Origin of the sequence: Flavobacterium adiutor, from assembly GCF_048282555.1 — a bacterium.
Lineage (GTDB): Bacteria > Bacteroidota > Bacteroidia > Flavobacteriales > Flavobacteriaceae > Flavobacterium.
The window spans coordinates 4,335,729-4,361,710 of the sequence record NZ_CP182487.1; the positions used below are offsets into that span (position 1 = coordinate 4,335,729).

The following is a 25,982-nucleotide window of genomic DNA, read 5'->3' on the forward strand; positions in this document are numbered from 1 at the left end:
AATTAATCTAAAAAGCCAACAAACACTTCGTCTTCAACAATTTTAACGGGATAGGTTGCAATTTTCAAATCGTCCCCATTCAGGTTGGAACCATCAATCAATGAAAACGTTTTTTTGTGCATGGGGCAGGCAATTTTAGGGATGTCTTCCGTAGAACCTGTTATTCCTCTTGACAACACCATTTCCATTTTATGCGGACAGGCATTTTGGCACGCATACCATTCATTACGGCGCGCAAAATTAAAAACGGCAATTTGTTTGTTTTTGTATTTGATGCAACCGCCACGATTGGTTGGAAAATCACTTACATTACCCGCTTTGAACCATATTTTGGCATCGCCTGGATGCACTGTTTCGTATTGGTTTAAAATTTCTTCCATTTTTGGCTGTATTTATAATCTGTATTCTTATCCCTCTTTTTACAATCAAGAGAGTTTGATGGCGCAGTAAAAAAGAGGGTAAGAGGACAGCAAACGTTAATATCTTATTCTAAAATCAGGGCTTGATTTATGACCAGGCTTTTGGCATTTTTTGATCCCTTAACGGTACAAAAGCAATGTTATCATCCTTTTCATGCGAGTTCACAAAATGACTGAAACGTTTCAGCAATCTTGGATTCTCAATAGCCTGTTTCCATTCACACTCGAATGTATTCACCAAAGTCTGCATTTCAGCTTCTAAGGTTTCGCAGATACCTAAACTGTCTTCGATAATTACTTCTTTTAAGTAATCCAAACCTCCGTCCAGTTTTTCAAGCCAGGTTGATGTTCTGATTAACGGACCGGCAGTACGGATATAGTACATTAAAAAGCGGTCCATGTATTTAATGACTGTTTCTTTGTCAATTTGTTCAGCCAGTAAAACAGCGTGTTTCGGATTAGCTCCACCGTTTCCGCAGATGTATAAATTCCAGCCTCCTTCTACTGCGATTAAACCAAAATCTTTTCCTCGAGCCTCGGCACATTCGCGGATACAGGCTGAAACACCGCCTTTTAGTTTATGCGGAGAACGAATCCCCTTGTATCTGTTTTCCAATTCGATTGCAAATCCGGCACTATCATCCATTCCGTAACGGCACCATGCGTTTCCTACGCAGCTTTTTACAGCTCTGAGCGATTTTCCATAAGCATGACCGCTTTCAAATCCATTGTCGATTAATACTTTCCAGATTTTTGGAAGATCATCTAAATGTGCACCAAACAAATCAACACGCTGGGCTCCGGTTATTTTGGTATATAAATCAAATTGTTTGGCAACTTCTCCAATTACGATTAATTTCTCAGCAGTAATTTCTCCACCCGCAACCCTTGGCACTACAGAATAAGTACCGTTTCTTTGAATGTTAGCCAAAAATCTGTCATTCGTATCCTGAGTAGTAACATGTTTATTAGCCGTATCATTGTAAATACTGGAGAAAATAGAAGCAATTACAGGCTTACAAACCTCACAGCCATCACCTTTTCCGTGATGATCGATTACCTCATAAAAATTATTGTATTTATTGATTTTAACCAAATCAAACAACTCCTGACGTGTATAACTAAAGTGCTCGCAGATCACATCTTTTACTTCTTTACCCATAGATTTCTGCACTGCTTTTACCAAATCAGAAACCATTGGCTTACACCCTCCACAACCCGAAGTTGCTTTGGTCAATTTCACCACATCTGAAAGATTAGAGCAGGTTTCATCTAAAATAGAGCAACAGATGGCACCTTTAGTTACATTTTCACAAGAACAAATTACAGCAGTATCAGGCAAATCCATTGCTCCCACAGCTGAACTTTCTGAACCGTCTCTTGATCCTAAAATCAAATCTTCCGGATTTTTAGGCAAGGCCATTCCATTGTTATAAATCTGGAAAAGCGAATTATAATCACTTGAATCCCCTACTAAAATTCCGCCCAATAAAGTTTTAGAATCTTTAGTTACATTGATTCTTTTATAAATTCCGGATAATTTATTTTCGTAAATAATAGCAGTTACTTCGTCATTTTCAATAAAAGGATCACCAAAACTCGCTACTTCAACACCAATTAATTTCAATTGTGTCGACATATCGATGGTTTCTCTCATGGTTTTAGAACCATTTAAGATTTGCTCTGCAGCAACATCGGCCATTTCATAACCCGGAGCAACTAGTCCGTAAACCATTTGATTGTATAAAGCTACTTCACCAATAGCATAAATAGAAGGATCTGATGTTTGCATTTTATTGTTTACCACAACCCCGCCTCGCAAACCAACTTCAAGTCCCGAAACTCTGGCCAGCTCATCACGCGGTTTGATCCCGGCAGATATAACCAACATGTCAACTTTTAACAATTCATCATCAGCAAACATCATTCCCGTTATACATTCTTTTCCATCAATATATTGTGTTGCTTTGTTAAGATGAATTCCAATATTCAATTCTTCAATTTTTGACTGTAGCATATCACTAGCACCTTTATCCAATTGTCTGGGCATCAAACGAGGCGCAAATTCTACAACATGCGGATTAAGTCCCAAATCGCGAACGGCTTTTGCAGCTTCAAGACCTAACAAACCTCCACCCAAAACAGCAGCTTCAGTAGCTCCTACTTGTTTTATTTTTTTGGCATACGCCATAATTGCATCCAAATCCTCAATGGTTCTGTAAACAAAAACACCTTCTTTTTCTACTCCGTCAATTGGAGGTACGAAAGCAGAAGAACCTGTCGCCAAAACTAAGTAATCATACTTATGCGTTTTTTCTAAATGCGTATGAATTGTTTTTTCTTCTCTGTTAATATCAGTAACTAATTCAGAAGTATTTAAAGTAATATTATTTTCTGCATACCATTCACTTGTTGACAATGACAAATCATCAGCCGTCTTACCTCCAAAGTATTCACTTAAGTGAACACGATCGTAAGCACGTCTGGGTTCTTCCCCAAATACGGTAATCTGATAATTCTCCTGTCCGGATTTTGCTATAAATTTTTCACAGAATTTATAACCCACCATTCCGTTTCCAACTACTATTACTTTAATCATGACTTCTTTAATTAAGTATTACTACGCAAATATAAGTATAAATACTTATTTAAAATACTTATTTACTTATTTTTTTGTTAAATAGAATTTTTCTAAATACGTAGTTTCCCGTATCTCATATGAGTAAGCGAATTTTTCAGCTTACATGGATTTATAAATTATTTTATCTGTGCCATTTTTATTAAATTTGAGAGATAAGGCATTACCATTTATCGCTTTTTGGCTTTTATTTGGGCTATATCTATAATACAAACTGTTTGTTATGAAAAAGTACTTGATTATATTTATCACATTTTCTTTTTTATACAGTTGCAAATCAATTAATCCAACAGATTCGAATGCTGTTTCCGGAAATATATCAGAAGAGAATACTACTACTTATTTTAAAGCAACAGGAAACGAACCTTTTTGGGAATTAAAAATTGGCAGAGAAAAAATGGTATTTACATCATTGCTACAAGGAAAAGAAAAACTAAATTTTTCATCCGTTAAGCCTATCAGAGCAATGGGCGCTACTATTAAAACATATAAAGCCCGCAACGCAGAGTCAAGTATTATAATTTCTATTCAGCAAATTGAATGTCAGAATTCTATGTCTGGAATAATTTCTCCTTACAAAGTTTCTATTCAAATAAAGAATAAAACAGAAACCAACTATCAAAAGATAGAAGGATGCGGGCAATATATTACCGATTACCGTTTACACGATATTTGGGTTTTAGAAGAATTAGACGGATACAAAATCTTTATTTCAGATTTTCAAAAAGAACTACCCCGAATCGAAATTCATGCCAAAGAAAACAGATTTATGGGATTTGGAGGTTGTAATTCAATCAGCGGAAGTTTATTTTTCGAAAACGATTTGCTTCGATTCAACAATATAACATCTACTTTTATGGCTTGCGCCGAAAGTAACAAAGAAGACAAATTTATAAAAGTGCTTCAAAATGCCACTAGGTATTCCATCAAAGACAACCGATTAACTCTTTCCAATGAGTCAGGAAAACTGTTAGTTTTTAAGAAAGTAGATTAATTTCAAACAAAAAACCCAAATTATCGTTTTAATAATTTGGGTTTTACTTATTTATTTCAAAATTTAAATTATTTAGCCAGAAATTCTAAAACAGAATCCGTAATAAATTTAATTTGCTCATCATCAAGTTCTGTATGCATTGGCAATGCGATTACTTCTTTTACTAATTGATTTGTTACCGGAAATTGCTCTTCTTTATAACGAGTATCAACATAAGCTTTCTGAGAGTGCAACGGAATTGGATAATAAATCGCACATGGAATCCCTTTATCCAATAAAAACTGCATCAGTGCATTTCGGTCTGCATTTAAAATTCTTAACACATATTGATGAAAAACGTGATTATTTTCGTTTGCATCAAATTGAGGTGTAACAATCTTTTCATTTCCTGCAAATGCTGCATTATATTTACTTGCTGCTAAGCGTCGTGCCACATTATATTCATCCAAAAGAGGCAGTTTTGCATTTAAAACCCCTGCCTGAATACTATCTAAACGCGAATTAACCCCCACAACATCATGATGGTAACGCTCATACATTCCGTGATTTACAATTCCACGAATAACATGTGCTAATTTATCGTCGTTTGTAAAAATTGCTCCTCCGTCTCCATAGCAGCCTAAGTTTTTAGACGGAAAAAATGATGTTGCTGCAACATGACCAATAGTCCCTACTTTGCTTTTTGCACCTGATTTAGAAACATAATCAGCACCTATAGCCTGTGCATTATCTTCAATTACATACAAATTGTGTTCTGCCGCAATTTCCATAATAGCATCCATATTGGCAGCACGTCCGAATAAATGAACAGGAACAATTGCTTTTGTTTTTGATGTAATGGCTTTTTTAACAGCACCAATATCGATATTCATATTATGTAAATCAACATCTACTAAAACAGGCGTCAGCTGTAACAAAGCAATAACTTCAACAGTTGCTGCAAATGTAAAATCAGCAGTAATCACTTCATCACCCGGTTTTAAATCCAGCCCCATCATAGCAATTTGCAGAGCATCCGTTCCATTTGCACAAGGAATAACATGTTTTACCCCTAAATAATCTTCAAGGTTTTTCTGAAACTGATGAACTAAAGGTCCATTTATATAAGTATTCGTATCTAAAACTTCCTGAATAGAAGCATCAACCGTAGTTTTTATTTTCTCGTATTGACTCTTTAAGTCAACCATTTGAATTTTTTTCATTTATCTTCTTATTTAAATCTGAAGATTCGGATTTACACCAGAATCTTTAAAACGAACAGCAAAAATAGTTATTTATACCTTCAAACAATGAAAATAGTTGAAAGAAACGTATTTTAGCACCAAAAATAAACACATGCTTTTTCTATACAACTTACTCCTTATAATTACTGGTTTTTTCCTTAAAATAGCAGCACTTTTCAGCCCTAAAATGAAACTGTTCATTGATGGCCGAAAAAATGTTTTTACACTTTTAAAAGAAAAAATAAGCGCCGAGGACAAAACCATATGGTTTCATTCGGCTTCATTAGGTGAATACGAGCAAGGACTTCCTGTTATTGAAAAAATTAAAGAAAAATATCCGGCACATAAAATCATTGTCACCTTTTTTTCGCCTTCTGGTTATGAGGTTCGCAAAAACAATAATGTAGCAGATATTACTATCTATCTTCCTCTGGACACTAAAAGCAATGCCAAAAAGTTTTTAAAATTAGTTCATCCAGAATTAGTATTCTTTATAAAGTATGAATTCTGGCTTAATTACTTAAACGAACTCAAAAAATTAAAAACACCTACTTATCTGATTTCAGGAATCTTTAGAGACAATCAAATTTTCTTTAAATGGTATGGCGGTTTTTACAGAAAAGCACTGAAAAATTTTACTTATTTTTTCGTTCAGAATAAAAATTCTAAAGTAAACATTGAATCAATTGGACTTCACAACGTAATTGTTTCAGGCGACACCCGATTTGACAGGGTAAATGCTATTTTAGAAAGGGATAATTCACTTGAATTTATCGAAGCATTCAAAAACAATCAGCCTACAATAATTATTGGAAGTTCCTGGCCAAAAGACGAGACAATCGTAACCGAATATATCAATCAGGCATCTGAAGATGTAAAATTCATCATAGCTCCTCACAATATAAAAGCAGAACAAATTGAAAATCTGAAAAGTAAAATTTCAAAAAAAACAATTTTATTTTCGCAAAAAGAAAACAAAAATTTAGCTGATTATAGTGTTTTTATCATAGATACCATTGGCTTACTGACTAAAATTTACAGTTACGGAACCATCGCTTATGTTGGTGGCGGTTTTGGAAATCCTGGTATTCACAATATTTTAGAACCAGCAACATTTGGAATTCCAATTGTTATTGGGCCCAATTATTCAAAATTTGCTGAAGCAATTGAATTGGTGAATCTTGGCGGATGCATAGTCATTTCAGATAAAGAAGAATTAAAACAAATCTTTGATCGTTTGCTTTCAGATAAAAACCTATACAACAAGAAAGCAGAAATTTGCAGATCATATATAGAGAATAATAAAGGAGCTACGAATGCAATTATAAACACCATCTCATAACAATCATGGTTGGATTATTCTGTTTAAAAAACACCTCCTAATATTTTTATGAAATAAAAAAATAACAACAAAAATCAGGCAATTTACAGTTATTAAGATCCAAAGCAATAAAATAACTTCTGAATTTTCAATAAAAAATAAATTTTACAGAAAAATCAACAATAAACCCAAAAGACCTATTTATGGCATACTATTTGATAAATAAAAACATCGAGTGACGAAGGAAAATATTTTAAAAAAAAAATAAAAAAATATTTTACATATTAAAAAATTTATATCTTTGCCTCGAATTAATAATTAACCTTTTATAATAAAGTAAGATGAAAAAAGTATTTTTAAGTTTAGCTGTTGTTGCTGTTTTAACTGTTGTATCTTGTAAAAAAGCTGACGCTGCAGCTACTGAAGGAGCTGTAGATTCTACTGCTACTGAAGCTGTTGATTCTACTGTTGCACCTGTTGATTCTACTGCTGCTCCTGTTGATTCTACTGCAGCTGCTGTAGATTCTACTGCTGCTAAAACAGAAGTAAAAAAATAATTAGAACACAGCTCTAAAGATTTTAAAACCATCCGCTAGGCGAGATGGTTTTTTTTATGCTTATTTTTTACATCAAATCATAAAATAAAAAAAGCGTTGCTCTTGCAAACGCTTTTTTTATTTTTTATAAATGTCCCGTCCTGAAATAGCGATACACAAAAACAGGATCAAAGCAAAAACCTGTGGGGATGCAAAAATTAAGCATAAATATTAGTTAGCCTAAAAAGGAAGTATTCTATATTTCTAACACCTCTAAATTTTGATCTAAATGCTTTTATTTTAGCATTGAATGATTCTGCAGAAGCATTAGTACTTCTGTTATCAAAATAATTTAAGATGGTTTGATAATGATTCATAATTGTACGAGAGATTGTACCGAAAGACTTAAATCCAGATTGATCTACTTTTTCATGCCATCTGGCTAATTTTGCAAAACCAATGATTTTATCAGTTGTATTCTCAAAGATGCCACGGAGCTCTTGAGTTAGATTGTATCCTTTTTGAATATCAGGATATAACTCAAATAGTAAGGCAGCACGTTCTATTTGATTTTGAGTCCATTTCGATTTGGATTTATACAAGAAATAGCGACTCCTCGCTAGTAATTGCTTAAGGGTATCCCCATTTGAAAGTGTTTTAGATTCGAAATTTACTTTTGACTTTTTGGCTTTTTCAATAGCATCATTTTCTTGATCAATGGCTTGCCAACGATATTTAATCCTGATTTCCTGCAGGGCTTCTGCAGCTAGCTTTTGAACATGGAATCGGTCTGTAACTCGAGTGGCATTAGCAAAACACTTTTTAGCTATCAATCCCATATTCCCGGCCATATCCTGAGTAATTTCCTTGACTAGATTCCGCTGTTTAAGAGGAATTTTTTCAATAACGCCAATAACTGTTTCTGCTTTAGTTCCTGCAATCATAGCTACTATAGTTCCTTTTCTACCTTTACCGGATTTGTTGGTTAAAATAGTATAGAGTTCGCCATTTGAAAGTGAGGTTTCGTCTATTGATAAACGCTTTCCAATATTTTGTGGAAAAAGAAGCCATTTTTTAGCATGTGATATTTGATCCCAAACTTTGAAATCACTTAGAAAATCTTTGTATTGACATTGCAGGTTTCTACCAGAAACTCCATAGAAAGAGGCAATGGTATTGCAATCATTTGGACTGGAATCTATTGATCTCTTTTAAAAAAGACGCAAACTCCTGGGTTACACGAGTTCCGTCTGCTACTAAATTCCAATCTCTAAAAACGATTTTTCGAGTATCTTCATTAAGCCATCTTCTGCGAGTGATGTGAAGGTATACTTGGTGTCCACGGATAGGAAAATCCTGAACCGTTATCTCTTCGAAGAATCCTTTTGAGCTTAATTTTGATTCTCTGTATTCTTTAGGTATCGAATTAATCTCTTTTAAATACAGATGGAGTGTTTCATCTTTCTTTTTATAAGAAGTAAGTTCGAAGTAGTCTACTATTATCTCAGGTAATAACAACTTAAGGATATCGATAAAAGAATCTTGCATTGGGGGATAGATTAAACATACAAATATCTAGATTTTAATATTTCCCCACAACAATATGTTATGATCCCAAAAACAATCGTTATGGAAGAATACAGCAATTATGTAAAGCGCACCCAGCGAGATTACAGCATGTCCTTAAAACTTCAAATCGTTAGAGAAGTTGAGCAAGGTAGTTCATCAATTACCCAAATTAGAAAACAATATGGTATTCAAAGCCATGCTACAGTTCTGGGCTGGTTACGAAAATTTGGTAACTTTGATTGGGAAAACCAATCCCCTTTGAATATGGCAAAGTCACCCGAACAAAAAATTATGGAACTTGAAGCCCAAGTCAAGCTATTAGAAAAACAAAAGGCTTTTTTAGAACGACAAGCTTACGTTGCAGATAAAAAAGCAATCTTGTTTGACATGATGATTGATTTAGCTGAGAAAGAATATCATATCGATATCCGAAAAAACTCTGCACCCGAACAATCGCCCGCTTTAAAGCAAAAGAACAAAAAACAGTAGCGTTTACCTGTTATTTGTTCGGGATAGACAGACAGGTTTATTATCGAAAGACTAGAAGAATAGCATCCAAACAAAACAAAGCCAAAGAAGTGATTTTGATGGTGAATAATATCAGGAAGACAATGCCTAGAATAGGTGCTCGAAAACTATATTATCTTTTGTTGGATAAACTTCAATTAATGAAAATTGGAAGAGATAAGTTCTTTGATATACTCAGAGCCAATCATTTATTGATACATTCTAAACGAAGTTATCATGTAACGACTAACTCACATCATCGATTTAATAAACATCAAAATCGAATTCTAGATTTAGAAATTAACAGACCAGAGCAAGTTTGGGTCTCTGATATAACCTATATAGGAAAAAGAGATAATCCTTGCTATTTAAGCTTAGTCACAGATGCTTATTCTAAAAAGATTATGGGATATTATGTCGCCGATAACATGAACACAGAAAGCAGTTTGAAGGCTTTTAAAATGGCTCTTAAACACAGAAACAACAAAAACTTACCATTGATACATCACTCAGACAGAGGGATTCAATATTGTGCTAATGACTATCAAAAGCAGCTTAATAAAAATAAAATTCTATGTAGTATGACACAAAACTCTGACCCTTATGAAAATGCAGTGGCAGAAAGGATTAATGGTATTTTAAAACAGGAATTTAGGGTTGACAAATACAACCAAAAAGCAGAAATCATGCAAAAAATTGTAAAAGAAGCTATTGATATCTATAATGAAATCAGACCTCATTATTCTAATTACATGCTTACTCCAAATCAGATGCATAACCAAAACAAAATTAAAATGAGAACCTATAAAACAAAAAACAGTAGCAAACCTGAGCTTGCTACTGTCTAAAATTGTACTTTTATTTTTTATTAATCCTGTATCACTTTTTCAGGACTAGACAAAACCCACTTTTATCTCTTCTTCCTCAATAACCTCTTCTTCTTCTTCGAAAATCAAATCATTTGAAGAAAAATCCAAAATCTCAGCTTTCGAAGCATACAAAACAATCTCCTTTATCCCTTTCTGCAAAAGCAATTCTGTTGTGTATTTTCGGCTTGTTGCAAAATGAACATCCCCTAACATCAATTTAAAGAAATACTTCCCTCCAGAACCTTTAAATTTCAAAAACTTAGCCTGTTCAATATTTACTTTGAATTTTTCAATATCCTCCTCGCATTCAAACTTTAGTTCATAACTCAAACTTGTAAATATCACTTTCCCTTTTCTGGAAGTAAAAACAAATTTATACTCATCATTATATCGCCTGCTAATTACAAAAGCCCCCATTTATAAAATTTAATTTATTGATTTCTGATTTTTAAGATCCTCGTAAATTTATTTCCTGCAAGTTTACACAATAAAAAAAGCCTCTTCAAAAGAAGAGGCTTTAGTACTCAGAGCGGGACTTGAACCCGCACGAACATTGCTGTTCACTGGATTTTAAGTCCAGCGTGTCTACCAATTTCACCATCCGAGCAATACGCTTTTTAATGTTTTTAACTAATTTTTGAAAAAAAATAATTAAAAAAATACCATTCAAGCACTGTATGGTTTTGAGCGAAAAACGGGGCTCGAACCCGCGACCTCGACCTTGGCAAGGTCGCGCTCTACCAACTGAGCTATTTTCGCGTTTCAAATTTTATTAAGAACAGCAACACTTGTTCTGTATTGCGAGTGCAAATTTAGGACATTTATTCAATTAAACAAGCCTTTTTTTAAAAAAAATTACACTTATTTTATAACTTTCTGATAACCTAAACTTTAAATCTGAAATTATTTCTTAACCAGCATTCTCTTGATCTCATTCAGCTTCATTAAGGCTTCAACCGGAGTAATCGCATTTATATCAAGATTCATAATATCTTCTTTTATCTCTTCCAGTAAAGGATCGTCAAGATTAAAGAAACTCATCTGCATTTCATCATTTGCAGATTTGATTCCGTTTAAAGCATCACTAGAATGATTCTTCTCTAGTTTTTTCAAAAGTTTTTGAGCCTTCAAAATAACCAGCTGCGGCATTCCTGCCATTTTTGCTACATGAATACCAAAACTATGCGCACTGCCTCCTTTTACAAGTTTACGGATAAAGAGAACCGTATCTTTCAATTCTTTTACCGCAACATTATAATTCTGGATTCTTGGCAGCGATTCTGTCATTTCATTCAATTCATGATAATGCGTAGCAAACAATGTTTTTGCTCTTCCAGGATGCTCATGCAAGAATTCCGCAATTGCCCAGGCAATCGAGATTCCGTCATAGGTACTTGTCCCTCTTCCAATCTCATCTAATAAAACCAAACTTCTGTCTGAGATATTATTCAGGATCGAAGCCGTTTCATTCATCTCCACCATAAAAGTAGATTCTCCCATTGAAATATTATCCGAAGCCCCAACTCTGGTAAAAATTTTATCTACAATTCCCATTCTCACGCTATCAGCCGGAACAAAACTCCCCATTTGTGCCAGAAGTACAATTAATGCCGTTTGCCTCAATATAGCCGATTTACCGGACATATTAGGCCCTGTAATCATAATAACCTGCTGTACCTCTCTATCCAGATAAACATCATTTGCTATATAAGGAGTACCAACTGGTAATTGTTTCTCAATAACAGGATGTCTTCCGTTTTTAATATCCAATTCAAACGTATCATCAATTTCGGGGCATACATACTGATTTTCTATAGCCAGCTGAGTAAAAGAACATAAGCAATCCAACTGCGCCACAAGAAAGGCATTCATTTGAACTGGTTTGATATAAGTTGCAATCCAGGCTACCAATTGTTCAAAAAGGTCAGTTTCAATTTTATGAATTCTTTCTTCAGCACCTAAAATTTTTGTTTCGTACTCCTTTAATTCTTCTGTAATATAACGCTCGGCATTTACCAAAGTCTGTTTACGAATCCATTCTTCAGGCACTTTATCTTTATGCGTATTTCGAACTTCAATATAATAGCCAAAAACATTATTAAAAGAAATTTTCAAAGAGGAGATTCCGGTTCTTTCAGACTCCCTCCTTTCAATACCCTCCAAAAATTCTTTTCCTGAAGTTGAAATAGCACGCAACTCATCTAATTCTTCACTAATTCCTGTTGCAATTGCATTCCCTTTCGCAATTGCAACAGGAGCGTCCTGATTTAAAGTGACTTTGATTTTCTCTCTTAATAAATCACAGGCATGCAAACTATCCCCAATAACCTTTACAGCTTCCTGAGGACTTTCGAGTGCTAAAGTTTTAATTGGAATAATAGCATCAAGGGATTCTCTTAAATATACAATTTCACGAGGAGAAACTTTTCCGGCAGCGATTTTAGAAATCAAACGTTCCAGATCTGAAATTTGTTTAATCTGATATTGTATGTTATGAAGAATTTCAGGATTAGACTTCAAATACGAAACTACATCGTGCCGGCCTTTTATTTTATTGCTGTCTTTCAGAGGCAAAGCAAGCCATCGTTTTAACAAGCGTCCTCCCATTGGCGAAAGCGTGCGATCAATTACATCTAAAAGTGTTACCGCATTTGGATTATAACTGTGATACAATTCTAAATTTCTGATTGTAAATCGATCCATCCATACGTAAGCATCCTCAGCAATACGCTGAATCGCCGTGATATGCTGTACGCGATTATGCTGCGTTTCGGACAAATAATACAATATAGCACCTGAAGCAATAATTCCTTCTTTTAATTCTTCGACACCAAAACCTTTTAAAGAAACAGTCTGAAAATGCTTTGTCAGAGTTTCTAAAGCATAATCTTCCTTATAAATCCAGTCTTCCAGATAAAAACTGTGAAAATCATCCCCAAAAGCATCTTTAAATTCGATTTTACAGGTTTTAGGAACAAGGACTTCACTTGGATTAAAATTCTGCAGTAATTTATCAATATATTCGGCATTCCCCTGAGCCGTTAAAAATTCACCGGTTGAGACATCCAAAAATGAAACCCCTATATTTTTATTAGCAAAATAAACAGATGCCAGAAAATTATTTGTTTTAGACTGCAAAACCTCATCGTTTAGAGAAACCCCAGGCGTTACCAATTCTGTAACCCCACGTTTAACGATTGTTTTAGTCATTTTAGGATCTTCAAGCTGATCACAGATCGCAACCCGAAGTCCGGCTTTTACTAATTTAGGCAGGTAGGTATTAATGGAATGATGCGGAAAACCAGCCAGAGCAGTTTCGGTATCAGAACCAGCACCTCTTTTGGTTAATGTTATGCCCAGGATTTTAGATGCCCTGATAGCGTCTTCTCCAAAGGTTTCGTAAAAATCCCCTACTCTGAAAAGCAAACATGCATCTGGATATTTCCTCTTGATTTCATTGTACTGTTTCATCAAAGGTGTTTCTTTCACCACTTTCTCTTTCGCTGCCAAATTAATATGTTTTTAAATGAAAATTAGGAAGCGAATTTATGATTTTTTGAAGGAATACCGAAGAGCTTCAAAAATTAAAATATTTTAAGTAATTTTTAAGCTAACATTTAAGAATTTTATATAGCTTTGTTCATCATTAAACAAAGACTCTTAGAAAGATGAAAAAAATAATTTTATTCGCTATGTTAGCTGTAGCTGGTATCACAACTTCTAATGCTCAAACTAGTAAAAAGGCAGCTACCACTAAAGCCGCTAAAGTACAGGGAGCAGGAATGGTTTTTGAAAACGAAACAATTGATTACGGAACTATCGCTCATAATTCTGATGGTAACCGTCAATTTGTTTTTGTAAACAACGGAACAAAACCATTAATTATTACTAATACTCAGGGATCTTGTGGCTGTACAGTTCCAACAACCCCAAAAGAGCCAATTGCTCCAGGAGCTAAAGGTGTTATTGGTGTAAAATATGCAACTGACAGAGTTGGTGCTTTTACAAAAACAGTTACTGTTACTTCTAATGCAGAAGGACAACCAACAAAAACTTTAACAATTAAAGGTACCGTTTTACCAGATCCTGCAAAAAGCTAATCTGAAAAAACAATATAAATAATATCGAAAAGCTTCCTTATCTTTGGAAGCTTTTTTTATGACCATAATTGAATTCAATGAGAAAACTTGAAAATAGTGAGCTGGACAGAAAATCGATTGATGATTTTAAAAAATCAGAGAAAACACCGCTGATTTTAGTGTTAGATGATATTAGGAGTTTACACAATATAGGATCAGTATTTAGAACTGCTGATGCCTTTCTGGTAGAGAAAATAATTTTGTGCGGTATAACAGCGACGCCTCCAAATAAAGAGATTCACAAAACAGCCCTTGGCGCTACTGAAACTGTTGCCTGGGAACATCATGAAAATGTTTTGGAAGTGATTGAAAACCTTAAAAAAGAAAATGTATTAACCCTCGCTATTGAGCAGGTTGAAAGCGCTATTTTTCTTCAGGATTTTAAAGTTGAAAAAAATCAAAAATACGCTTTAGTTTTCGGGAATGAAGTTCATGGAGTTGCACAGGAAGCGGTAGCAATTTGTGACGGATGTATTGAAATACCGCAATTAGGCACAAAACATTCTTTAAATATAGCGGTAAGTACCGGAATAGTAGTTTGGGATTTGTTTAAAAAAATAAATTGGGCTTATTAAATTCATTATTGAATCTTTTTTCGAATCTCATTCAATACAAAAAGATAATCTTCGTGTTTCTTTACAAAGTCACGATCCGAAACATCAATGATCAAAACATTCAAATCAGTTTGGGATTTAATATATTCCAAGTAGCCGTTATTGATTTTATCTAAATATTCAGCTGAGATATTTTGTTCATAATTTCGTCCGCGTTTTTTAATGTTCTGAAGAAGTCTGTCCGTATTTTGATACAAATAAACATACAAATCAGGCTTTGGCATTTCTTTATAAATAATATCAAACAAGTTTCGGTACAGGCGATACTCATCTTCTGCAAGCGTGATTTTAGCAAAAATCAGCGACTTAAAAATATGATAATCGGCAATTACAAAATCTTTAAATAAATCAAACTGCGCCAAATCATCAGACAATTGCTGATAACGATCTGCAAGAAAAGACATCTCTAGCGGAAAGGCATATCGGTTCTGGTCTTTATAAAATTTTGGCAAAAACGGATTATCTGCAAATCGTTCTAAAACGGTTTTTGCATTAAAATCTTCAGCGATTTTTTGTACCAGAGTGGTTTTTCCTGCACCAATATTTCCCTCAAAAGCGATATAGTTAAATTGTTCCAACGGAATTTCTTCCAATGGTTTTTTTAAGTCCTGAACCACACTACAAACACTATCATCTGGTGTTATGGCAATTAATTCAGAAACTGTTTTATGAAGAACCGGATGTTTCCAGTTTAGTTTCAAATCCTGCATGGGCAGTAAGACAAACTTTCGATTTTGCATTAACGGATGCGGAATCAGCAACTTTTCTGACTCAATTACCTGGTCATCAAAAACAATCAGATCAATATCAATAATCCGGGATTGGTATCCCTGCTGACCAGTACGTATCCGGCCTAACTTTTTTTCTACTTTCAGCACCTGACCGAGTATCTTTTGTGCTGAAGAATTATTATGCAAAAGCAAGGCACAATTATAAAAAGCATCACTTTCAAATCCCCATGAAGGTGTCTCATATAATCTTGAAACCTGAATTACAGTCCCAACCTCCTGATGTATCAAATTAATACAACTTTGGATATTCTCCAATCGGTTGCCCTGATTACTGCCAATAGATAAAACGACCTGATGCTGTGATTTCATAATTATTGCAAATTAACTAAAACTATTTTAGAATTAGCAATATATTTGTGTAACGGGTTCAAAAATGAATTCGATTTGTTTGTCAAAAAATTTGTAACGAAACGTTTGTTTTAGCTACTTATTAAAAAAATATATTTATGAAATTCTTAGGAAATGTAGTTGCCACTGTAATTGGTATTTTTGTTTTTATCATGTTATTCTTTTTTGGAGTAATACTTATCGGAACTATTTTTGGAGGCGACGACAGCGTAACAGTAAAAGCTGATTCGGTTATTGAATTAGATTTAAAAGAAATCAATAATGACTACGCAGGGAAATTTACAGACCCCTGGGTAACGGAATTCTCAAAAGATGGGAAAATTGGTTTAACAGATGTAATCAATGCTATTGAAGCAGCAAAAACCGATGACAAAATTAAAGGAATCTCGATACTAAACGATGAGTCTTCTTTAGGACTGGCGCAATATAAAGCTTTGAGAAATGCGCTGGAAAGCTTCAAAAAATCAGGAAAATTTGTCTGGGCTTATGCTAACACTTATTCTCAAAAAGAATACTACCTGAACTCAGTGGCCAATACCATTTATTTGAATCCTGTTGGTGATCTGGACTTTAAAGGACTTTCTTCTGAAGTAATGTTTTTTAAGGATTTTCAGGAAAAAACAGGTATTCATATGGAAGTCATTCGTCATGGAAAATACAAAAGCGCTGTTGAGCCTTTCCTTGAAAACAAAATGAGCGATGCCAACAGAGAGCAGATTACCGCTCTTTTAAATTCGATTTGGTCCACTGTCGTAACTGATATTTCAAAAAGCCGTAATATTTCTGTTTCCAAATTAAACAAAATCGCAAACGGGCTATTAGCACGAACTCCCGAAATGGCAAAAAATCAACATCTGGTTGATATCGTAGCTTATGAAGATGTGTATCACAATGCCATTAAAAAAGCTTTAAAAGTGACCGGCGATGAGGATTATAACAAAATATCCATTTCAGATTACACACAAAATTACATCACTACAGCTTTAACCAATACTGCAACCAATGAGATTGCCATTATCTACGCTCAGGGCGAAATTGGAAGCGGTGAAGGCGACGTTAACCAAATTGGTGAAGGCTCTATGCGACGTTCATTAAAAGAAGCCAGAGAAAATGAAGATGTAAAAGCCATTGTTTTAAGAATTGACAGCCCGGGCGGAAGTGCGCTGACATCTGATTTGATCTGGAGAGAAATTGAGATTACTAAGAAAGTAAAACCTGTCGTGGTTTCTATGGGTAACTATGCTGCATCGGGGGGGTATTACATTGCCTGCAATGCCAATAAAATTTTTGCTGAAAACAATACTATCACCGGTTCAATTGGCGTTTTTGGCGTTTTGCCAAATTTCAGTCCGTTGGCAAATAAATTAGGAATCAATACAGAACAGGTAAAAACGCATGAAAATTCGGCTAATTATAGCCCATTTGTACCTGTTGACGAAAAGTTCAAAGCCTTTACATTAGAAAGTGTTGAGAACATTTACAATACTTTCGTAACACACGTTGCTGAAGGTCGTAAAATGACTTTTAACCAAGTAGATGCAATTGCCCAGGGAAGGGTGTGGTCAGGATCTGAAGCTTTAAAAATTGGGTTAGTGGACAAAATTGGCGGTCTGAATGATGCTATTAACGAAGCTGCAAAAATTGCCAAAATAAAATCATACAGTACACGAAATTATCCTGAATACGAAAAGAATTTAAGTGATGTTCTATCAGGTCTTCCATTCGCTCAGTCAAAAGAAACTTTTATAAAAGAAGAAATTGGCGAAGAAAATTATTTACTTATTGAACACATCAAAAGACTTCAAAAATTAAAAGGCGCTCAGGCCATTATGCCTTACAGCATCAACATTAAATAATTTCGATAAATGAATAAAATAATTCTTCTTCTAACCGTTTTTATTCTAAGTTTTGTTAGCGCTCAGGATAAAAAAGAAATCACATTTAAGGAATCTCCGATTGTCTTAAAAATAAATGTCGATCAGTTGTACGGTACCCTGACTGTTCCGGATCTATCCAAAAAATGCCCGGTTGTATTAATCATTGCGGGTTCCGGACCAACAGACAGAAACGGAAACAATCCGATGATGAAAAATAATTCGTTAAAAATGCTAGCCGAAGTTTTAGCGAAGAACGGAATTGCATCATTACGTTTTGATAAAAGAGGAATTGCCGAAAGCAAAGCTGCTGCTCCTTCAGAAGCAAGCTTGGTTTTTGAAAATTATACCGAAGATGCAAAAAGCTGGATCAATTTATTAAAACAAGACAAACGCTTTTCTAAAGTAATTGTAATTGGTCACAGCGAAGGATCTTTAATCGGAATGATTGCCGGAGCAAAAGCAGACAAATTTATTTCAATTGCCGGAGCCGGAGATGCTGCCGATAAAATTTTAAAGACACAAATTTCTTCCAAAGGAATGAAGCAGATTGAAGATATGACTTTCCCTATTATCGACAGCCTGAAGAACGGCAAAACAGTAAAAAATGTCGACCCTATGCTTAATTCGCTTTTTAGACCTGCTATCCAGCCTTACTTAATTTCGTGGTTCAAATACAATCCGCAGACAGAAATAAAGAAACTTTCTATTCCGGTTTTAATTCTGCAGGGAAATAAAGATCTGCAGGTAACCGTACAGGATGCTGAAAATTTAGCCAAAGCCAATCCAAATTCTGAATTGCTTATCATTGACAAAATGAATCATATCCTGAAAGTTATTGAAGGCGACCCGCAGGCCAATTTTGAAAGTTATAATAATGAAACACTCCCGATTTCTGAAACTCTGACTTCCAAAATAGTTTCATTTATTCAGAAATGACAATAAAAATTAAATTAAATCCGTTTGAAATAATACACTCAAACGGATTTTTTTATTGAGTTTATCAAAAAATTACAAAAAAGCTCCGGTATAAAAAGCTATTTTTGCTATAATCATTTATCGTTTTTGTCTATTCAAACCCCAAATATTAAATAGTTATGTTAAAGAAAATTTTAAAAATCACAGGAATTGTACTCGTAGTTCTGGTTGCTGCATTATTTGCTGTTCCTTATCTTTTTAAAGACCAGATCAAAGCTAAAATTGCTGAAGCCATCAACAAAAGCGTCGATGCAAAAGTAAGTTTTGCTGACGCGGATTTAAGTTTGTTTAAAAACTTTCCAAACGCCAACGTTTCGATTGAAAAGCTGTTAATCATCAACAAAGCCCCTTTTGAAGGAGATACTTTGGTTTCGTTAGGTGAACTGGATTTAAAAATGAGCATTAAAGAACTTTTCAAAGGAAAAGAAGAACCGTTAAACATTGAGGGAATCAGTTCTCAAAATGGTTTGATTAATATTATATTCAACAAAGACGGAGTTGGAAACTTTGATATTGCCCTGAAAGACGAAAAAGAAACCAAATCAGATGGCAAAAGCGATCCTCTTTCTTTAAAAATACAAAATTATAAAATCGAAAATTTCACTTTCAGATACATTGATCAGGGCTCTAAAATAAAAATGGTAATTGACAGCCTGAATCATGAAGGGACAGGAGATTTCACTAACTCTAAACTTGATCTGACTACAAAATCTACAGCCAACGTTTCTTTGGACATGGATAAAATGAACTATCTTAAAAATGTAAAACTGACGCTGGATGCTGTTTTAGGGATTGATTTGGAGCAGAGTAAATATACATTTAAAGAAAATAAAGCTTTAATCAATCAGCTGCCCTTAGAGTTTGACGGATTCATTCAAATGGCTGAAAAAGCACAGATTTATGATTTGAAATTCAAAACCCCAACCTCATCCTTTACCAACTTCCTTGGATTAATTCCTTCTGCGTATGCTGCAAGTCTTGATGGCGTAAAAACAACCGGGGATTTTACCATAGTTGGTTTTGCAAAAGGAGAATTAACAGATACAACGGTTCCGAAATTCAATATTGAAATTGCATCTAATAACGCTTCGTTTCAATATCCGAACTTGCCAAAATCAGTTCAGAACATTGTAATTGATACTAAAATTATCAATGAAACCGGTATTTTGAACGATACTTATGTAAATCTGGACAAACTTTCATTTAGAATTGACCAGGATGTTTTCAGCGCTAAAGCAAATGTAAAAAACGTAACCGTAAATCCTATTGTTGATGCGGCTTTAAAAGGAACCATCAATCTGGGCAATCTTTCAAAAGCGTATCCAATTAAACTAGACAAACCTTTGGCAGGTATCTTAAAAGCAGATGTAACTACAAACTTTGATATGGCTTCTGTAGAAAAAAGCCAGTACCAAAACATCAAAAATGCTGGAACAATGAGCTTATCCGGATTTAAATACACCGATGAGAATAACAAATCGATGAACATAAGCACTGCCATGGTTGAATTCAATCCAAGTAAAATTAACTTAAAACAGTTTAATGCTACTACGGGAAGAAGTGATATTGCTATTAATGGAATTTTGGAGAATTTTTATGGTTTTATGTTTAAAAAACAAGAGCTTAAAGGAAACTTCAATATGAGTTCAAACCAATTAGCTGTTGATGATTTTATGACATCGGGCGAACCTGCAAAAACTACAACTGCAGGTGGTGAAGCAAAAGCTGAAACAAAAACGGCTGTAAAACCATCAGAAGCAATGAAGATTCCTGCATTTTTAAATTGTACTTTAAATGCAAAAGCAAATACTGTTTTATATGATAATCTAAAACTAACTGCGGTTTCAGGAAAATTAATCATCAAGGACGAAAAAGCCACTTTAGAAAACTTCAAAACTTCTATTTTTGGTGGATCTATCGGTTTGACCGGAACAGTTTCCACGAAAACAAAAGTTCCTACTTTTGACATGAATTTAGGTTTCAATCAGGTTGATATTGCACAGACTTTCACACAGCTGGATATGATGAAAAAAATTGCGCCAATTGCAGGAATTATTAATGGTAAACTGAATTCGACCATTAAATTAAACGGAAATTTAGATGCGAAAGAACTCACTCCAAACTTAGCCTCAATATCAGGAGATTTATTAGGACAATTGCTTTCAACAACTGTAAATGCCAAAAATTCGACTTTATTGAATTCTTTGAGTTCGAAAGTAAATTTTATTGATGTTAATAAACTGAACCTGAATGACCTGAAAATGGCTTTATCTTTTGAAGACGGGAAGGTAAAAATAAAACCATTTGATATTAAATACCAGGATATTAAAGTTACTGTTGACGGAACTCACGGTTTTGACCAAAACATGAATTATAATTTAAAATTAGATGTTCCTGCCAAATATTTAGGCAAGGAGGCAAATGCTTTTCTTTCTAAATTATCTGCGGCTGATGCTGCCAAACTGGAAAATATTCCAATTTCTGGTTTGATAACCGGTAATTTTTCAAATCCAAAAGTGGCTATTGATACTAAAACAGCCGTTAATAATCTTACCAGTCAGGTTGTAAGCCAACAAAAGGAAAAATTAACACAAAAAGGTGCTGCTGCACTTAACGATTTACTCAATAAGAACAGTAAGTCAAAAGATACCACAAAAACCGATGCTGAAAATAAGGCAAAGACGAATGAAGAAGTTAAAGCTAAAGCCAGCGATTTATTGAATGGTTTGTTTAAAAAGAAAAAATAAATTAAAAATAAAAAGGTCAATCGGATTAGATTGACCTTTCTTTTACCTCTTAGATTGCATTATAATAGATTCCTGATTTTCCATTATCTAAAATAGTGCTGAAAATTTTAAAATATTCTTTTTCAGAAAAACTATTTACATCTATTCCAATACTCTTATTGTTGTAAGGTTCATATTTTTTTAAGTCTGAGACTGAAAAGAGTCCTGCTGTTGGAGTGTGAACAGCACTGGAAAGATGCATGATGCCGCTGTCAGCCCCTATGAACAAATCAGCATTAGCAATTACAGATCCAATTTCGCGAATATCTCTGCTGTAAAATGTTGGCGCTTTAAAACCAATTTGAGAAACATTTTCTATTGGAAGAATTTCGATAATATTATAATTTTCATACTCGGATTTCAAACTGGTGTAAAAATTTTCCCACCAGGCTTCTGATAAACATTTTGAGCCTGTGGCATAAGTAAATATACAGATCGTTTTTTTATAATTCTTTACCAGAGTATCTAGTTTTTTCTTTCCTTCCGTAATTTCAAGAGGCGTTAATTTAAGGTTTAAAGGCGCAATAGCATTTTCTTTTTTCTCAAAACCTAATTTGGTTAAATAATCCCGGAAATGATAAATAGGATATTTAGCAATATGGGCGTAATCTGCATAATATAAATTAGCTGAAAAAGGCAAATCACCAAAAAACTTAAATTTAGAATTGGAAAATTTTACTCCAAGACGACCAGAAGAAGAACCCTGATCTACATTTATAGCAATATCGTATTGATACTTTTTTAAAGAAACCCAGACTTTAAAATATTGGAAAAGATTGCTGAAAGGCTTTTTAGGCAATTCTATTATCCTGTCTACACAATTATAATTCTCAAAAATGACCGGAGCCAAAAAACCTTTTACAAATAAATCAATTTTACAATTTGGAAACATTTCCTCTAATTCCTGAACAAAAGGAGTAATCAATAAAAGATTACCTAATCTTGCATTTGGCCTGCAAATTAAAATTCTTTTGATGTCGTTTTTGTTGACAAGAGTAATGTCTTGTGCTACATTTGATTTTCCAATATTCTTTGTCAGAGTTCGCATTAATGCACGTCTCAAAACATTTACTTTACCTGAAATTCTCATTTTATAACTAATTTATTTTGATTTGCATTATCCTAAAAAAGCTTTCATCTGATCTTGACAAAATTAATCCATCAAAGCTCTTAAAAATATAAATCGATCAATATCAAATTATTATAAAATTGTAACAAAATTTATTAAAATTCACATGACCTATTCTCTTAAAGACAAAAATACAACCCTGATTAGTTTTGAAATTAATTATTATACAGGGTGTTAATAAGAATAGACGAATAAGGCAGTATGTTAGACGTTTATTGTAACGACATACCCTTCGGAACCACGGATATTAAAAACAGTACCGTTTTCAAAAATCAAATACTGCCCTTTAATTCCAACCAGTTTTCCCTGAAACGAAGGTGTTTTGTCCAGATTTAAACTTGCCACTTTTGCCGGGTAATGTAAAACCGGATAATGTAAATCATATACATCCTCTTTTTGGCTGTAAAAGTATTCCTTAGCTTCATCCGGAATCAGATTTTGAACTTTAACTTTCTCAGCAATTAAGTCGAAAGTCTCAATTGAACTTTGAAGCATTTTCCTCCAATTGGTTTTATCAGTATAATGATTTTTTAAGGCAACCTCGGTAATACCGGCCAGATATCGGTTTGGAACCTCAACCACAGCAATTGCCTGACTTGCCCCCTGATCTATCCATCTCGTTGGCACTTGTGTTTTACGGGTAACCCCTACTTTTATTTCGCTTGCTACAGCCAGATAAACCACATGAGGCTGTAACTGAACTTTTTGCTCATATTCCAGATCACGGTCTGCGATTCCTAAATGTGCTGTACTGAGTTCTGGCCTCATAATCCAGTCACCAACAGCCGGACTTGAATAAAAACAATCATAACAAAATCCCTGACGGAATATTTTTTTCTTTTTACAGCAGTTCAAACATTGATACCCTGCAAAATTGATTTCGATTTCTTTATCCAATAACTGATTCATGTTTAGAAAACTATCTTCAAAAACCAGATAATATTGAATTGGGGCACCGATTTCGGTCTGCATTTTTGTAAGTACTCCTTCGTATGTCATAAGATTGTTATTGCTGATTTTAGAGATTAATTGCTTTTCAAAATAAATAATTTGACACTAAAATTTCATTGCCTTTTTATGTCGAATCTTTGTTCTAAATAAATTGTTTTTTAATAAAAAATACTATTTTTGAATAGCAACAAAGTTACATTTTGTCTACTGATATTCAAATTTTAAATTCCTGGCAGTTGTATTTATAGTAAATATTCTTAACTTAAAATCTAAAAAACATTCTTCATGCCTCTATCTATAATAAATTCTTTTGCATCCTGGGTTCTCAAACAAAGAATACATCAAATTGAACTCTTTTTAAAATATCCAAATGAAGTTCAGGAAGAGCTGCTGCATAATTTATTGAAGGCTTCAGAAAATACGATTATTGGAAAACAATATGATTTTGCTTCAATCAGCTCTTATAAAACTTTTGCTGAAAGAGTTCCGGTTTCAGGTTACGAAGAATTACAGCCTCTAATTGAACGTACGCGTCAGGGAGAACAGGGTGTCTTTTGGGAAAGCCCTATAAAATGGTTTGCAAAATCCAGCGGAACTACCAATGCTAAAAGTAAATTTATACCCGTAAGCAACGAAGCACTCGAAGACTGTCATTACAAAGGAAGTAAGGATTTGCTTTGCATGTACTTAAACAATAACGAAGATTCGCAATTATTCGTTGGAAAGAGTCTTCGCCTGGGAGGAAGTTCTCAGATTTACGAAAACAACAATACTTTTTTTGGTGATTTATCAGCGATCCTGATTGAAAATATGCCTATTTGGGCCGAATTCAGCAGTACGCCGAGCAGCAAGACTTCGCTGATGACAGAATGGGAAAGTAAAATTACAGCTATCATCAATGAAACCAAAAATGAAAATGTAACCAGTTTTGCCGGAGTACCATCGTGGATGCTGGTTTTGATGAACAGAGTTTTGGAAGAAACCGGAAAAGGGAACTTATTGGAACTTTGGCCAAATCTTGAAGTGTATTTTCATGGTGGGGTGAGTTTTTCTCCTTACAAAGAACAATACAAGAAAATCCTTCCTAGCAAGGATTTCAAATATTACGAAATATACAACGCGTCTGAAGGTTTTTTCGCCATTCAGGACTTAAACAATTCGAGTGATTTATTACTGATGCTGGATTATGGTATCTTCTACGAATTTATTCCGATGGATACTTACGGAACCCTAAACCAAAAAGTAATCCGTTTGGCTGATGTGGAGCTGAATAAAAACTACGCTATCGTTATTACGACCAATTCCGGATTATGGCGTTATTTGATTGGTGATACCGTTCGGTTTACCTCATTAAACCCATACCGAATCAGGATTACAGGAAGAACCAAACATCACATTAATGTTTTTGGCGAAGAATTAATGGTTGAAAATACCGATCAGGCGATTGCCAAAGCCTGCGAAATCACCAAAACCGAGGTTATTGATTATACCGTTGCCCCTATTTTTATGCAGGACAAAGAAAAAGGCGCTCATGAATGGATGATTGAATTCAAACAAAAACCTACTGATGTTGGTCTCTTCCAAAAAGTGCTGGACGAAACATTACAAACTTTAAACTCTGATTACGAAGCCAAACGCTACAACAATATGACGTTAAATCCTTTGGTGATTAATGTTGCCCGAGACAATTTATTTTATGATTGGTTAAAGGAAAGAGACAAATTAGGCGGACAGCATAAGATACCAAGGCTTTCGAATCAGAGGGATTATTTGGAGCAGTTGAAGGGGATGTAACTAAGTAAATAAATCAATGATTTAAGATTTTCAAAAAACTAGAATTATGGTAAAAATATTTCATTTAATACTATTGTTAATGACGTTTTCTTTAAGTGCTCAACAGAATATTTTCGGTGTACCTCAGAATTCAGCAACCACACAAAGTAAAATGGATTTGGCAAAAAACTACATAAATCAAGCATATATCGCTTACGCCGAAGGAAATCTCGAAAAATCAAAATATTATGTAGATCAATCTCAAGAACACGGATTTAAAAGTGGGGATTTTTATTATCTCCTTGGGGCATACATGTATCGCACAAATGAGATGAAAGCAGCGAAGCGTTATTGGAATATTGCTTATAAAGAAGGTGGCTGCTGGGATTGTAAAGAATATCTAGAGAAACTAAAAAACAAAGAGCAATTGGAAGAGATTTTAATGCAAAAAGCAAAAAATTTCGTTGATCAATTAAAAAATAAAAATTAGATTTTAGCTGTAAATAATTATCCGATTTGTGCA

22 protein-coding genes and 2 tRNA genes are annotated in these 25,982 nt (G+C 34.2%); 12 read left to right on the forward strand and 12 right to left on the reverse strand.

What is annotated here, in order from left to right:
* Nucleotides 1-2 precede the first annotated feature (2 nt).
* Both nirD and nirB read right to left on the reverse strand, forming a co-directional pair.
* Nucleotides 3-380 carry a nitrite reductase small subunit NirD gene (gene nirD, locus ACNC7R_RS18325; RefSeq protein ID WP_417942483.1) on the reverse strand — a complete coding sequence of 126 codons (378 nt, stop codon included), beginning with the start codon at nt 378-380 and terminating at the stop codon, nt 3-5.
* Between the two features lie 127 nt (nt 381-507).
* Entirely contained in the window at nt 508-3,018 is a 2,511-nt protein-coding gene (gene nirB / locus ACNC7R_RS18330; RefSeq protein ID WP_417942484.1) for a nitrite reductase large subunit NirB, read from the reverse strand.
* Between the two features lie 262 nt (nt 3,019-3,280).
* On the opposite strand from nirB, the gene ACNC7R_RS18335 reads away from it, so the two are divergent.
* The gene (locus tag ACNC7R_RS18335) at nt 3,281-4,051 is read left to right on the forward strand and encodes an META domain-containing protein (protein ID WP_417942485.1); all 771 of its coding nucleotides are present in this window, start codon (nt 3,281-3,283) and stop codon (nt 4,049-4,051) included.
* Between the two features lie 68 nt (nt 4,052-4,119).
* On the opposite strand, the gene ACNC7R_RS18340 is transcribed toward ACNC7R_RS18335, so the two are convergent.
* A complete protein-coding gene (locus tag ACNC7R_RS18340; RefSeq protein WP_417942486.1) occupies nt 4,120-5,253 on the reverse strand; it encodes a DegT/DnrJ/EryC1/StrS family aminotransferase in 1,134 nt (377 codons plus the stop codon).
* A gap of 133 nt (nt 5,254-5,386) precedes the next feature.
* On the opposite strand from ACNC7R_RS18340, the gene ACNC7R_RS18345 reads away from it, so the two are divergent.
* Both ACNC7R_RS18345 and ACNC7R_RS18350 read left to right on the forward strand, forming a co-directional pair.
* Nucleotides 5,387-6,616: a 3-deoxy-D-manno-octulosonic acid transferase gene (locus ACNC7R_RS18345; protein ID WP_417942487.1), complete on the forward strand. Its 1,230-nt coding sequence runs from the start codon at nt 5,387-5,389 to the stop codon at nt 6,614-6,616.
* Nucleotides 6,617-6,936: 320 nt separating this feature from the next.
* Nucleotides 6,937-7,152, forward strand: coding sequence for a hypothetical protein (locus ACNC7R_RS18350; protein WP_417942488.1), 216 nt, complete (start codon nt 6,937-6,939; stop codon nt 7,150-7,152).
* A 197-nt stretch (nt 7,153-7,349) separates the two neighbouring features.
* Here the strand turns inward: ACNC7R_RS18350 and ACNC7R_RS18355 are convergent, their stop codons facing one another.
* Together ACNC7R_RS18355 and ACNC7R_RS18360 are read right to left on the reverse strand one after the other, a co-directional pair.
* A complete protein-coding gene (locus ACNC7R_RS18355) occupies nt 7,350-8,333 on the reverse strand; it encodes an ISL3 family transposase (RefSeq protein WP_417943128.1) in 984 nt (327 codons plus the stop codon).
* A complete protein-coding gene (locus ACNC7R_RS18360; RefSeq protein WP_417939511.1) occupies nt 8,314-8,679 on the reverse strand; it encodes a transposase in 366 nt (121 codons plus the stop codon). Before ACNC7R_RS18360 ends, ACNC7R_RS18355 begins: the two co-directional genes overlap by 20 nt.
* Before the next feature lie 81 nt (nt 8,680-8,760).
* On the opposite strand from ACNC7R_RS18360, the gene ACNC7R_RS18365 reads away from it, so the two are divergent.
* Both ACNC7R_RS18365 and ACNC7R_RS18370 read left to right on the forward strand, forming a co-directional pair.
* Entirely contained in the window at nt 8,761-9,189 is a 429-nt protein-coding gene (locus tag ACNC7R_RS18365) for a transposase (protein WP_417939275.1), read from the forward strand.
* Nucleotides 9,190-9,203: 14 nt separating this feature from the next.
* Nucleotides 9,204-10,055: an IS3 family transposase gene (locus ACNC7R_RS18370; protein ID WP_417939276.1), complete on the forward strand. Its 852-nt coding sequence runs from the start codon at nt 9,204-9,206 to the stop codon at nt 10,053-10,055.
* A gap of 45 nt (nt 10,056-10,100) precedes the next feature.
* Here ACNC7R_RS18370 and ACNC7R_RS18375 read toward each other — a convergent pair whose 3' ends face one another.
* The 4 genes from ACNC7R_RS18375 to mutS all read right to left on the reverse strand — a co-directional run bounded on the left by ACNC7R_RS18375 (nt 10,101) and on the right by mutS (nt 13,586).
* Nucleotides 10,101-10,493 (reverse strand): DUF1508 domain-containing protein, encoded by a 393-nt coding sequence (locus tag ACNC7R_RS18375; RefSeq protein ID WP_417942489.1) that lies wholly within the window; start codon nt 10,491-10,493, stop codon nt 10,101-10,103.
* 104 nt (nt 10,494-10,597) lie between these two features.
* Nucleotides 10,598-10,683 (reverse strand) — tRNA-Leu (locus tag ACNC7R_RS18380).
* A 79-nt stretch (nt 10,684-10,762) separates the two neighbouring features.
* A tRNA-Gly gene (locus ACNC7R_RS18385) sits at nt 10,763-10,835 on the reverse strand.
* 144 nt (nt 10,836-10,979) lie between these two features.
* Nucleotides 10,980-13,586: a DNA mismatch repair protein MutS gene (gene mutS, locus ACNC7R_RS18390; RefSeq protein ID WP_417942490.1), complete on the reverse strand. Its 2,607-nt coding sequence runs from the start codon at nt 13,584-13,586 to the stop codon at nt 10,980-10,982.
* A 158-nt stretch (nt 13,587-13,744) separates the two neighbouring features.
* Between mutS and ACNC7R_RS18395 the strand changes: the two genes are divergently transcribed.
* Nucleotides 13,745-14,176, forward strand: a complete 432-nt coding sequence (locus ACNC7R_RS18395) for a DUF1573 domain-containing protein (RefSeq protein ID WP_417942491.1) — start codon at nt 13,745-13,747, stop codon at nt 14,174-14,176.
* Nucleotides 14,177-14,253: 77 nt separating this feature from the next.
* Entirely contained in the window at nt 14,254-14,790 is a 537-nt protein-coding gene (locus ACNC7R_RS18400; protein ID WP_417942492.1) for an RNA methyltransferase, read from the forward strand.
* Between the two features lie 5 nt (nt 14,791-14,795).
* Here ACNC7R_RS18400 and folK read toward each other — a convergent pair whose 3' ends face one another.
* Nucleotides 14,796-15,929, reverse strand: a complete 1,134-nt coding sequence (gene folK / locus ACNC7R_RS18405) for a 2-amino-4-hydroxy-6-hydroxymethyldihydropteridine diphosphokinase (RefSeq protein ID WP_417942493.1) — start codon at nt 15,927-15,929, stop codon at nt 14,796-14,798.
* 137 nt (nt 15,930-16,066) lie between these two features.
* On the opposite strand from folK, the gene sppA reads away from it, so the two are divergent.
* From sppA to ACNC7R_RS18420, 3 genes are all read left to right on the forward strand, one after another.
* A complete protein-coding gene (sppA, locus tag ACNC7R_RS18410) occupies nt 16,067-17,824 on the forward strand; it encodes a signal peptide peptidase SppA (RefSeq protein WP_417942494.1) in 1,758 nt (585 codons plus the stop codon).
* Between the two features lie 9 nt (nt 17,825-17,833).
* Nucleotides 17,834-18,781, forward strand: coding sequence for an alpha/beta hydrolase (locus ACNC7R_RS18415; RefSeq protein WP_417942495.1), 948 nt, complete (start codon nt 17,834-17,836; stop codon nt 18,779-18,781).
* 158 nt (nt 18,782-18,939) lie between these two features.
* Complete coding sequence (locus ACNC7R_RS18420) at nt 18,940-21,567, forward strand: AsmA-like C-terminal region-containing protein (protein WP_417942496.1); 2,628 nt, start codon at nt 18,940-18,942, stop codon at nt 21,565-21,567.
* A gap of 49 nt (nt 21,568-21,616) precedes the next feature.
* On the opposite strand, the gene ACNC7R_RS18425 is transcribed toward ACNC7R_RS18420, so the two are convergent.
* Together ACNC7R_RS18425 and ACNC7R_RS18430 are read right to left on the reverse strand one after the other, a co-directional pair.
* Complete coding sequence (locus ACNC7R_RS18425) at nt 21,617-22,696, reverse strand: glycosyltransferase family 9 protein (protein ID WP_417942497.1); 1,080 nt, start codon at nt 22,694-22,696, stop codon at nt 21,617-21,619.
* A gap of 243 nt (nt 22,697-22,939) precedes the next feature.
* A complete protein-coding gene (locus ACNC7R_RS18430; RefSeq protein WP_417942498.1) occupies nt 22,940-23,734 on the reverse strand; it encodes a DUF2797 domain-containing protein in 795 nt (264 codons plus the stop codon).
* A gap of 237 nt (nt 23,735-23,971) precedes the next feature.
* On the opposite strand from ACNC7R_RS18430, the gene ACNC7R_RS18435 reads away from it, so the two are divergent.
* Together ACNC7R_RS18435 and ACNC7R_RS18440 are read left to right on the forward strand one after the other, a co-directional pair.
* Nucleotides 23,972-25,480: a GH3 auxin-responsive promoter family protein gene (locus ACNC7R_RS18435; RefSeq protein WP_417942499.1), complete on the forward strand. Its 1,509-nt coding sequence runs from the start codon at nt 23,972-23,974 to the stop codon at nt 25,478-25,480.
* Between the two features lie 46 nt (nt 25,481-25,526).
* The gene (locus ACNC7R_RS18440; protein WP_417942500.1) at nt 25,527-25,949 is read left to right on the forward strand and encodes a hypothetical protein; all 423 of its coding nucleotides are present in this window, start codon (nt 25,527-25,529) and stop codon (nt 25,947-25,949) included.
* The last annotated feature ends 33 nt before the right edge of the window (nt 25,950-25,982 follow it).